The organism is Streptomyces gamaensis, assembly GCF_042656465.1.
Taxonomy (GTDB): Bacteria; Actinomycetota; Actinomycetes; order Streptomycetales; family Streptomycetaceae; genus Streptomyces; species Streptomyces gamaensis.
The window spans coordinates 77536-88805 of the sequence record NZ_JBHSPB010000029.1; the positions used below are offsets into that span (position 1 = coordinate 77536).

Annotated in this window: 7 protein-coding genes; 5 read left to right on the forward strand and 2 right to left on the reverse strand. The window is 66.8% G+C overall.

What is annotated here, in order from left to right:
* Positions 1–18 precede the first annotated feature (18 nt).
* Positions 19–1770 carry a VanW family protein gene (locus ACFP1Z_RS30770; RefSeq protein ID WP_390321006.1) on the forward strand — a complete coding sequence of 584 codons (1752 nt, stop codon included), beginning with the start codon at positions 19–21 and terminating at the stop codon, positions 1768–1770.
* A gap of 206 nt (positions 1771–1976) precedes the next feature.
* Here the strand turns inward: ACFP1Z_RS30770 and ACFP1Z_RS30775 are convergent, their stop codons facing one another.
* The gene (locus ACFP1Z_RS30775; protein ID WP_390321007.1) at positions 1977–6074 is read right to left on the reverse strand and encodes an SGNH/GDSL hydrolase family protein; all 4098 of its coding nucleotides are present in this window, start codon (positions 6072–6074) and stop codon (positions 1977–1979) included.
* A 388-nt stretch (positions 6075–6462) separates the two neighbouring features.
* On the opposite strand from ACFP1Z_RS30775, the gene ACFP1Z_RS30780 reads away from it, so the two are divergent.
* Complete coding sequence (locus tag ACFP1Z_RS30780) at positions 6463–6885, forward strand: hypothetical protein (protein WP_390321008.1); 423 nt, start codon at positions 6463–6465, stop codon at positions 6883–6885.
* A complete protein-coding gene (locus ACFP1Z_RS30785; RefSeq protein ID WP_390321009.1) occupies positions 6882–8165 on the forward strand; it encodes an alpha/beta hydrolase in 1284 nt (427 codons plus the stop codon). The genes ACFP1Z_RS30780 and ACFP1Z_RS30785 overlap by 4 nt, the downstream gene beginning before the upstream one ends.
* 91 nt (positions 8166–8256) lie before the next feature.
* On the opposite strand, the gene ACFP1Z_RS30790 is transcribed toward ACFP1Z_RS30785, so the two are convergent.
* Positions 8257–8961, reverse strand: coding sequence for a TetR/AcrR family transcriptional regulator (locus ACFP1Z_RS30790; RefSeq protein ID WP_390321010.1), 705 nt, complete (start codon positions 8959–8961; stop codon positions 8257–8259).
* 118 nt (positions 8962–9079) lie between these two features.
* On the opposite strand from ACFP1Z_RS30790, the gene ACFP1Z_RS30795 reads away from it, so the two are divergent.
* Both ACFP1Z_RS30795 and ACFP1Z_RS30800 read left to right on the forward strand, forming a co-directional pair.
* Complete coding sequence (locus ACFP1Z_RS30795; protein WP_390321011.1) at positions 9080–10678, forward strand: MFS transporter; 1599 nt, start codon at positions 9080–9082, stop codon at positions 10676–10678.
* Positions 10679–10856: 178 nt separating this feature from the next.
* A complete protein-coding gene (locus ACFP1Z_RS30800) occupies positions 10857–11147 on the forward strand; it encodes a hypothetical protein (RefSeq protein ID WP_390321012.1) in 291 nt (96 codons plus the stop codon).
* Positions 11148–11270: the final 123 nt, after the last annotated feature.

The following is an 11270-nucleotide window of genomic DNA, read 5'->3' on the forward strand; positions in this document are numbered from 1 at the left end:
TTGCTGCAAGGGAGACCCATGAACAACCCCACGCCCCAGCCCTCCTCCGCCGAGGGCTCCCGGTCCCTCTCCACGAGGCGGCCGCACCGGCGCCGGGCCGCGCTCGCAGGCGGTGCGGCAGTGCTGGGGGCCGGTGGGCTCTACCTCACGGGGCTGCTCACCACCGGTGACACGGCTCCTGACCGAACGCGGGTGCGCGGCGTGGACATCGGAGGGCTCGACCAGGCGGCGGCCCAGCAGAAGCTCGACAAGCACCTCGGCGACTCCCGGACCGCCCCGGTCAAGGTCCGCGTGGGCGACCGGACCGACGTGATCGACCCGAACACGGCAGGGCTGTCCTTCGACAGCCGGGCGACCGCTGCCCGAGCGGTGAACTCGGAGATCGGCCCGTTCTCGGTCATCGGCCGTCTCTTCGGCGCCGGCGGAGGCGAGGTCGAGCCGGTGACCCGCCTCGATGAGGACAAGGCCCGCGAGGCGCTGGCCCAACTGGCCAGGAAACACGACCAGAAGGTGCAGGAGGGCACTGTCTCCTTCGCCAAGGGCAAACCCCAGGTCACTGAAGCACGGGTCGGCCGTGCGCTCGACACCGGCCGCGCTCTGGGAACGCTGCGCTCGGCCTATCTCGCCCCGGACAGCAATCCGGTGGAACTGCCCACCCGCACCACCTCGCCCAAGACCGACAAGGACAAGACAGAGCGTGCGCTGCGGGAGTTCGCGCAGCCGGCGATGTCCGGCCCGGTGACCCTCACCACGGGCGGCAAGAGGATCGGCATCGCCCCGTCGGTCCTCGGCAAGTACCTGAAACTGCAGGCGGACGACTCCGGCGAACTGCGGGCGGAACTCGACAGCGAGGGACTGCTCAAGGACCCGAACGTGGCCAGTCCGCTCGGGAACGCCACACAGAAGGCAACCGACGCCACTCTGCGACTGGACGGCGACCGGGTCGTGGTCGAATCCGACGGCAAGCCCGGCAAGGAAGCCACCGCCCGGACCGTACGGGATGCCGTTCTGCCCCTCCTCACCAAGAAGGGGGCCCAGCAGCGCACCGGCGAGGTGGCCACCGAGAAGGTCGAGCCCAGGCTGACACGGGCCAATGTCGAGAAGCTCGGCCTCAAGGAGAAGGTCTCCTCCTTCACGGTGGACTTCGAGGCGGCCGACTACCGCAAGACGAACATCGGGCGCGCGGCCAAACTGATCAACGGCTCGGTCGTGCTGCCGGACGAGACCTGGAGCTTCAACCGCACGGTCGGCGAACGGACGAAGGAGAACGGCTTCGTCGACGGCACCATCATCCGTAACGGCCAGTACACCAAGGAACTCGGCGGTGGTGTGTCCGCCGTCGCCACCACCGTCTTCAACGCCATATTCTTCGCCGGGGTCAAGCCCGTGGAGTACGGTGCGCATTCCTTCTACATCGAGCGGTACCCCGAAGGGCGCGAGGCCACGGTGGCCTGGGGCAGCCTCGACCTGAAGTTCAAGAACGACTCCGGCAACGCCCTTTACGCCCTTGCCAGTTCGACGGACACCTCGGTGACCGTGACCTTCCTCGGCACGAAGAAGTACGACGAGATCAAGGCCGAGAAGGGTCCGCGGACCAATGTGAAGCAGCCGGGCACCCGCCCGGGCAGCGGAACCGGGTGCGAGCCCCAGACCCCGCTGGAGGGCTTCGACGTCAACGTGGACCGGGTGTTCCGCTCAGGCGGCAAGGACGTCAAGCGTGAGACGTTCCGGACGCGGTACGAGCCTCGCGACCGGGTCGAGTGCTCCTGAGCCGTCCGGCCGCGGCGGGCGGTCCATCGGCATGGTGAGCGTGCCCGGTTGACGGGCCTGGAACACCTTTGGTGGCGCCGAACCGCTCGGTCTCCCGGCCTCGCCGGGAGACCGAGCGGTTCGGCACCGTCCAGGCCGAGATCCGCTGACTGCAGGACCTGGCACGGCACTTGGCGTCGGCTGCTTCGCCCGGCACGACCCCGCGCTCAGGGATGCACCCTGAAGCTGTTCCGCAGCAGGCGGCGTGCCGCCTCTTCACGTTCACGCTGAGCACGTCGCGCGGGAGTCTCGCCGACCGGCGCGGCCGGCGGTGGGGGCACGTGCGCGCATGCGCCCCCGGTCCACTCGATCTTGTACTGGATCTCGACTTTGCCTTCCTCGCTCTCAACCGTCTGTGTGGCCGTATGAGGCCTGTGACAGGCCAGAGTTCCTTCAGCGCGCCATGCGGCCAGCTGCCGCTGTGCAATGGTCAACCGCCCTGATCCGATACTGTCATCGGAGTCCCAGAACCCCCAATCGGCCTCAAGAATCTTCCACCGGATCATGAACTGATCCTCCGGGCTCGCCTCGCCGTTGAGCACCGTTTCGACCGGAGTACCGTCCTGGAGCATGGACTCGCCCCTGCCGTACTTCCGCCACTGTTCGCGAGTGCGGTAGAAGGACCTGACCAGGTCCTGCGAAGATATCAGGAGTACCATGCCGAAGAGTTCGCTCGTCCCTCCGCTTTCCGTCCCCTCGACATGTTTGATGTCGGTGATGCTCAGCCGGTAGAGACCGTGCCCGGAATCGCGTCGTCTCGCTGTCGCGGTAGTACGGCCCGGGTTCGACGAACTGTCCACCAGGGCTTTGCCGTCCATCAGGCCGTCCGAGCCCATGACCTGTTCGTAGAAGGACCTCATCGCCGAGCTGATTGCCTGGTAGCCGGGGAAGCCAGGGTGGAACGATTCCTGGATGCCCTGGGCACCGTCCGTGAGAATGAGCGGGTTCACCCAGTGCAGTCGGCTCACAGGGATCAGGCCCGTGGTGACAGGCCGACCGTCGGCTCCCGTCTGGTCCGGCCCCTTCTGCTGGAACTGTGCTCCTTTGTTCCCCAGTTCGTGTCCGTCGAACGCCTCAGCGAGGTCAAGGAAGTCCACGCCCGCGATGTATCCGGCCGATTTCACGGCCTGGTTCAGATTCTTGCCGATCTTCCGTAGGTAACTGACGGACTGGGCATCGACGGGGAATCCACCGGCCTCGGCGCGCGGGTATATCAGCTGAAGCAGATCGTCCAAGGCGGACTCGGCGTCGGATACTGCGCGCGGCAGGTTGTCGAGGTTGTTGTGCAGGTCGTTCAGGCGATCGCCGATATTCACGATCTTTTCGATCTCCTGAGGGAGTGTCGGATGCGACGGCTGGTACTGCCGCTCCGGCGGGAAGATCTGGGGGTAGGACTTCAGCACAATTCGGTAGTCGTCCCCGTACGTCATACCGTGCTGGGTGAACACCTCTTTGATCTCCTGGACAATCTCCACCAGGCGGCCGGCGACCTGCCGATAGGCGGCACTGCCGGCATCCTTGAGCGGGCCGTCCGGGTTGCACTTGTTGAAGTGTATGAATCCCGGTGCTCTGAGCAGGGAGTGGCCATGGACCTCCAACAGGTCCGTAGCAATGCACCACTTGAGGATGCTGGACACCTCCAGGTCATTGCCGCCTATCGATATGTCCACGATCTCCGGACGAGCCTCGGGGTTGCGCGCCCACCATTCCTTGAACTGCTTGATCTGGCCTGTGTACTGGCCCTTCCACGGAGTGTCGGTCAGTACCGTGGCGGTCGTGGCGCCGGAACAGCCGAACTGGACGGTGTCGACTCCGTCTCCTGCTGCCAGTCGGGCGGGGGACCACAATGCCCGGTGACAGCCCGGGTCGCCGGATGCGGTGCGGTACGTTCCGGAGTAGAGCTCTTCGGCGCTACGGCCGCTGAAAGCCGTCATGTTGGGGTCGTGGACACCGGGCCGCTCGCCCTCGATCTTCAGCCTGTTCGTGAGCAGCGTCGCGGGTGCGTCCAACGGCAGTGCGGGGATGCCCACGTGCCGACTGCCCTCTCCCTGGAACGAGTCCCCGAAGGACACGTACCAGCGCTGACCGTCCTGTGCGGAACACGTCCAGTCGTCGGTTCCGCCGCGGGCATCCCGTCGGCTGCGGCGACTGGAGAGCGTCTGAGGCGCCATGCCTCCTTCGGCCCACCCCTCGAAGTGCAGCTGTCCCTGGCCGGTCGCGCGCACCGCGCTCCCGATGACGCGCGCGGCCCGTTCCTCGTCGGCAATGACGTAGTCCCACTGGCCGTCGCTGATGGGGAGGTTCACCGTCACAGCGTTGCTGTCGTCACAGCGAGGGTTGTACGCGTCCCGCCGGGCCGAGGCGGTGAAGGCCGTGTGCTCGTTGACAGCGATCGTCACCTGACGGTCGTTCATCTTCGCCAGCAGCGTCTCCCGGGCTGTCCCGAACTTGTCGATGTCCTTCTGTACCTTCTCGCATTTCCACCTGTCGATGTTGCTGCGGCCCCTGCAGGACGCCTCCTTGCGTCGGAGGGCATCCTGTTGCTTGGCCAGCGCCCTGTCGGCAGCCTCGGTGTGCGGATCAGTGACATCATGCTGCACTCTGCGCCGCACGACCTCGTCCTTGGGAGTGAGGAACGAGACCATGCCCGGGTGTTCGGCCTTCCACATGGCAGCGGTGAGGTTCGTACCACCCACCGCGTATGCCTCGTTGGGAACCGTTTCATAGCGGTGGGAACCGATCTTGAACGCCACTTTGCGATTGTTGGCGCCGTTCCCGCCGAGGTTCTGGTGAACATGCATGTACTCGTGCACGAGCTTGCGGTCGGGGCCCAGGACAGCGACGTTCCTTCCGTCCTTCCCCTTCATCACCAGAAGAGCAACAGCATCCTCGTTGATCTGCACAAGAGAGGGCGCTCCGTACACGGCAGCCGCGCAAGCGGGCTCCGTCGCCACGGTCGTGTCGTCCCCCTCGTGAGCAGGATCGAGGATGTCCCGGAGCAACCGGCGGCCATACGGCTTGGGTCGGCCGGTCACACCCGTGGCCGCGTTGAAGACGTAGCTGACCGTGGAATCGCTCTCGTCCCGTAGCACTTGCGGGCGTCGCAGCGTACCTACGGGGGCCGGGCATCGCTCGTCCAGTTCCCAAGGGGCAACCACAGCGGTGGTCCCGAGCATCTCGATGAGCTTCTTCTCGTCCGGGGTGCCCTGCCGGCCCAGGATGCCGTGCAGCTTGGCCACCCGGGTGTACGCGCGAAGCAGTTCATCCCCCGACAGCCCGAGCACCTGCCGTGCCGCCTTGGGAGCCTCCTGCTGGAGCCCGCGGTACAGGTCCCGCATGGGGTAGTACTCCTGCACCTCCTCGTCGGTGAGCTTTCCGTCCTTCTCACGGCCCTCCAGTTCCCGGAACCGGTCGCAGTCGGCCCGCGACCAGAATCCCAGCCTGGCCAGCCCCTCAGGAGTCCGCAGCGGTGCGCTGTACGCCTCCACCGGATTGATGACGTCGGGGAACCAGATCCCGGGCGCGACTATGTAGTACGTGACTTCCAGCCCGTTCTCCCACACGTCCTGCCGCCTGGGCACTGTCTCCTGCAATTGGTCGCAGGTCAGATTCCCGAGCTCCTGCTCGGTGAACGGCCGGAACTGCCGGTTGATCCCGGACAGTTGCAATGCCTGTGTGCTGGGGATTTGTGAACACACCGCATACGCCCCGGCAGCGGCCGCGGGGGATCCCGTCGCGGCCCCGACCATCGCGGCAGGGAGCAGACAGCCGGCTCCCTCGGCGGCGCTCGCGGCTTCGGCGGGTTCTGCCACCGCCCGTACCCACAGTTCGCTCGCCAGCCCCTGCACGGTCGTGGCCAGGGTTTCGAGGCCGGGGATACTGCTCACGATGCTCCGGATACCGGCGCCGACGTCGGGTGTCGGGTCCTGGTGCTGCGCCTCCGCCGTGGCCAGCCACTGCTTCAGCTCCAGTTCGTCCCGCCGGTCGGCCGTGGTGGCCACGGGGGAGGCGGGAGCACAACCGGCCCACTTGGCGACGGTCTCCGGGCTGACAATCCTGTTGACCAGGTCCGTGTAGTAGAGGCCGGCCACCAGGTGCTGGCTCCACGTCCTCGCGCCTCGTGGTTCCCCGTACGGACGCGGGGCACCGCCCATGGCACGCAGCGCCGAGTCCGCGCCACGTGCCGCCGAGGCGAGGAACTGGTCGGCTTTCTCTCCCCGCTCACCTCCGAACAGCCAGCGGACAAAGGCAGGTTCCTCGGCCACCCCGCTCCTGCGGAAACCCGTCGGCGCCGGATGCTGAGCCGCTCCGGCCCGCTTGCCGGTCCTCGGCGCTGTTCTGTCACGCCGAGCAGCAGGTGTCGCGCCGCGGGTGCTGAAAGTTGGCATCGTGGATCTTCCGTGAGGCGGGCGGAATGCCGGTCCACGACGGGGTGGACCTTACGGCCGAAGTGGTCGGCGAACGGTCGAGGAAACAGCACATCACCTGCGCGCCGAAGGTCTCGGTGAAGAAAAATCTAGGGCTCAGGTGCGGCGATGGCCGTCCCTCTCCAGGACGATCTGGCACCTATAGAAGAAGTTGACACCAGCACTGATCTCTTCGGGATCGGCGAAGGAGCGTCCGGCCGGGGCGACCGTGCGTCGGATGTTAGCGTTGAAGCTGACTGAACTTTCAGTCAGGAAGATCATCCTGCCTGGCCCGCAAGGCCGGGTGTACCACCCGAAAGGCAGAGTCGTGAATCAGGTGAGAGCGGGGGCAGCGTGCGTGCTCGGCGGAATGGCCATGCAATATGCGTTCGAAGCCGCAGCTCTGGCCGTTGTCGCCACGTCGGCATTCGACGACGACAGCGGACTGGACCTGGTCCTGCCCGGAGTACTGGTGCTGCTCGCCCTGCTCGGCTTCGCGGTGAAGCTGATCGGTGCAGTGCTGCTGGGCAAGGAAACGCTGCGCACGATCCGGTCCAAGGGATGGAAGACAGCACCGAGGGAGCTGTGGCAGATCGCCCGGACCGGCTCCTCGCGTCCGGGCAAGCCCTGGATTTCCACCGGCCCAACATCAGCAAAGGAAGAGAAATGACCGAACAGGCACAAGCACGGCGTACCACAGGGCACCGCAGGATCCGACAGGCAGGCATAGCAGCGGCGGCCGTGGGTCTGTCTGGTGTGATCGTGTCCGGCACTCAAGGCAGTGCGTTTGCCGCTGCGCACGATCCGGCGTCTTCGGCTGCGCACGAAGTGGGTACCGCGGCCTACGACTTGGGGGACACTGCCTTCAAGGACCCCGGTACCGGCATCCCCATGGAACTGACCGGTGTGGTGCATTACCCCAAGGACGTCCGTGACGGCCGCCGTCCGATGATTGTGCAGCTGCACGGCATGTGGAATCCGTGCACGAGCCAGGACGGGGTCTGGCCCTGCCCGGCCGGGTCGGCTGCGCTTCCGAGTTACCGGGGCTACGACTACCTGGGCGAAGAACTGGCACGTCAAGGCTATGTAGTCGTGTCCATCAGCGCCAACGCCGTCAACGCGAACCTGCTCGGCGGCGAAGGGGCAGCCGCCCGGGCGGCACTGGTCGACAAGCATCTCTCGCTGTGGAAGAGCCTCTCCGAGACCGGAAAGGGCGACCTCGCGGGGAAGTTCACCGACCCTGCCGGAAAGCGCAGTGACGTGGACTTCACCAACAGCATCGACTTCGGCAGGGTGGGAACCATGGGGCACTCACAGGGCGGGCGAGCGGTCGTGCAGCACGCCTCCGAAGGTCATCGGGATCGGTGGCCGTCAGGCGTGGACGTCAAGGCGGTTCTGGCCCTGGCACCGGCCTACCCGTTCGATGCTCAGCCCGACGAAGACGGGACGGACGCGTTCAACCCCGATGCCGCCGTGGTGAATTCCGCCTTCGCCGTGGTCAGCGGCACCTGCGACGGTGCCGTGGGGACAACAGGCGCGACGTTCCTGGACGATGCGCGAAAGGCAGGCAACACGGCCGGAATGCACGACATCACGGTGCATGGTGCGAACCACAACTACTTCAACACCCAATGGTCGCCGTCGAGTCGGCAGGCCCACGCGGAGGACGACGCGATGAAGACCGGTCCTGGAGGACGTTCTCTGCCCACGGGCCATTGCCGACCTCACCCCCAGCACGATGTCAACCAGAAGACCTACCGCCAGCTGAGCGAAACCGGCCAGCGGAAGATCGCTACCACGTACATCTCGGCCTTCTTCCAGCGCTACGTGAGTGGCGAGAAGAAGTTCGACGCAATCCTGTCGGGCAAGGAGCATCCGCTGTCGGACATCGGGCAGGTGGACGCGCACACCCGGCCTGCCGGCAGGTCACCCGCCCCCGCGGCCAAGTAGGCCGGGGCCGGCACGGCCCCGGTGCACCATCGGCACGTTCCCCCACGGGCACGGCATGCGTGACTGCCGCTACCGACCGGGATCCCCGACGTCACTGCTCCGTCGGCTGCGAAGTGGCCGTTTGCGACGTAGCCGTTCCCAACGCCGGGACCGTCCGTAGCAGCTGCTCCATGGTCATGGGCGGGGTGGCACTGGGGTGGGCGGCCGAGGCACGGCAGCCGTCCAGGAGGAGATCCAGGTGGCGGCGCCACGCGTCGGGGGCCACCTCGGAGGTCGCCGTGATGACGCAGACGCTGGACCAGATCAGGAACGACATGTCCTGAGGCGTGAAGTCGGGACGCAGACTGCCGTCCGCCTGGGCACGGGCGATGATCCGCCGGGTCCGCTCGTAGGTGCTGGCGCACGCGTCGCGGAGTTCCGGGGTGTCCGGAAGTTTCCAGGTGAGCAGGTCCGCGAGTCCGCGGTCGCAGGCGTGCCGTTCGCACAGGCGCGTCAGGTACCAGACGAAGCCTTCCCAGGGGGTGCGTTCCAGGGCCCGGTCGGCGTCCTGGAGCTGGGCGGTGAACCTGGTCGGGCAGTAGGCGACGACCAGGTCGTCCCGCGAGGGGAAGTGGTTGTAGAGCGTTCCGATACTGACTCCGGCCCGGCGGGCGATCTCTTCGAGCGGCGCCCCGAGTCCCCGCTCGGTGAAGACCTCGGTGGCCGCCGCGATCAGCTTCTCCCGGTTGCGCCGGGCGTCTTTCCGCCTGGGGCGGGGCGTCTCTGCCTTCTCCTTGGCCGCCGTTTCGGTGCTCATGGCTCCCCATCATAGTGAACACAAGTTGAGGACTCCCTCAACTTGACGTATGGTCGCGAAAGCGATGTTGAGGCGAGCCTCAACTTGCGTCGAAGTTCTTACTGGGAGGAGCAATTCCATGACGGCCCGTACTTCCGCGGGGAAGTCCGCCCTGACACAGAGGGCCGACGGACATCCGCGCCGCTGGTTCATCCACGGCGCCGTGGTGGCCGGACTACTGATGGTCATCATCGACACGACCATCCTGAATGTGGCGCTGACGACACTCGCCGACCCGGTATCCGGGCTGGGTGCTACGCAGGGGCAGCTGCAATGGGCGACCAACGGGTACGTCCTGGTCTTCGGCGGGCTCCTGTTCACTTCCGGAGTGCTCGGCGACCGGATCGGGCGCAGGAAGCTGCTGATCGGCGGCATCGTGGTGTTCGGCGCGGGATCGCTGGTGGCCTCCCTGGCGGAATCCCCCGCGACACTGATCGCCGCGCGCGCTCTGATGGGTGCCGGCGGTGCGGCGATCATGCCTCAGACCCTGGCGATCATCACCAATGTGTTCGGGGACCGGGAGCGCGGCAGAGCAATCGCCCTGTGGGGCGCGGCCATTGGCACGTCCGTGGCCATCGGCCCTGTCGTCGGTGGTTTCCTGCTCGAACACTTCTGGTGGGGCTCGATCTTCATGGTCAACATCCCCGTGGCCCTGGTGGCGCTGGCCGCGGTCGCCCTCGTCGTCCCGGAGCTGAAGGGGTCCCCCGGCGGCTTCGATCCGCTCGGCGTCGCCCTGTCCTTCGTCGGCCTGGTCGCGATGATCTGGGGCATCGTCCACGGTGGCGAGACCTCCCAGTGGCTGAGTCCTGCCGTGGTCACGGCCCTCGCCGTCGGGATCGTCACGCTGGCGCTGTTCGTCCGGCACGAGATGCGTACCAGGTTCCCGGCATTCGACGTGCGGCTGTTCCGCGACTCGCGGCTGTCCGCAGCGGTCGGGGCGGTGTCCCTGGCATTTTTCGCGGTGGGCGGCGTCTACTTCTTCATCTCTCTGTACCTGCAGTCGGTGCGGGGTTTGTCGCCGCTGCACGCGGGTCTGATGATGCTGCCCTTCGCACTCGCCCAGCTGTTCCTGGCACCGCGCAGCGTGGCCCTGGCGCAGCGGTTCGGGACCAGGGCCGTTGTGGCCGGCGGGCTGGGTATGACTCTGGCCGCCGTCCTGCTCATGCAGGCCGTGGACGCGGGCACGTCCCCGTGGCTGCTCATAGTGATCTTCCTGCTGTGGGGCGGCGGCATGGCCAACGTGGTGCCACCGGCGACGAGCAGCATCATGAGTGTGCTGTCGCCGGCGAAGGCCGGGGCGGGAGCAGCCCTCAACAGCACCGCACAGGAAGTGTCCATCGCGCTGGGCGTCGCGGTACTGGGCTCATTGGTCTCCACGGTCTACCGCTCCGGCATCACCGATGCCCTCGGCCCGCTCCCCCACTCGGCGCGGGCGGGTGCGGCGGAGTCCATCACGGGGGCCCTCGCCGAGACGGAGAAACTGGACCCCTCGGCGGCTGCCGCGCTGGCCGGACAGGCACAGGCCGCGTTCACCGATGCGATGCACCTGGCCGCGGGCGTCGCCGTGGTCGCGCTCGGCCTCGGCATGGCCGCCACGCTGAAATGGATGCCGGGCCGCACGCCTCACGCCGCCCCGGACAACAACACCACCGCACAGCCTGCCGAGCACAACGCTTGAGCTCGGGCCTGTCGCGTTTTCCGCGCGCTCGCGCAGCGGGGCCGGGAGAGGTTTCGGCTTCCGGATCAGTGGTGACAGCCGCGCAGAAGACTGACCACCGGTTACCGATGTACCCGCACTTCGTTCACCCGGCATGGCACTTCGTAGAACAGCCGCAGCCCTCACCCTGATTGCCGCCGTGACATGGCTGTCACTGGCCGGTGCGGTGCCGGCATCAGCGGGTGGAATCGGCGCCATCGCGAACCCCGCCTTCGACAACACCTGCATCATCCTGTCCAAGGGTGCTCAGGCCGTTGGAAGAGTCGCGCGCGGCAGCGGGATTGTGAACGACCTCGTGCAAGTTCCCCTTGACGCGCCCAACAACCATTGCGGCGGCACCGACCTCCCTATGCTCCCCACGCTGAGTGGTCGCGAAGAAAACCTGGGTCACCGCGCGCTGCAACTCGCGCGGCGGGCAGGGCGGCTCTAGTGTCTCGTGATCCTTGCAGTGTCACTTGAGGCTCCCTGTCTCGTTGAGCCTGACGTGAACCTCCGCCCCTCCCTTGAACAAGCGGAAGATTTGCGGGAGTTGTTGGCCTCTCGCAGTGTTTCG

Excerpts from the sequence above, each read along its gene's own strand:
- ACFP1Z_RS30795 (WP_390321011.1), top strand. The coding sequence starts at position 9,080 with ATGACGGCCCGTACTTCCGCGGGGAAGTCCGCCCTGACACAGAGGGCC.
- ACFP1Z_RS30785 (WP_390321009.1), top strand. The coding sequence starts at position 6,882 with ATGACCGAACAGGCACAAGCACGGCGTACCACAGGGCACCGCAGGATC.
- ACFP1Z_RS30770 (WP_390321006.1), top strand. The coding sequence starts at position 19 with ATGAACAACCCCACGCCCCAGCCCTCCTCCGCCGAGGGCTCCCGGTCC.
- ACFP1Z_RS30790 (WP_390321010.1), bottom strand. The coding sequence starts at position 8,961 with ATGAGCACCGAAACGGCGGCCAAGGAGAAGGCAGAGACGCCCCGCCCC.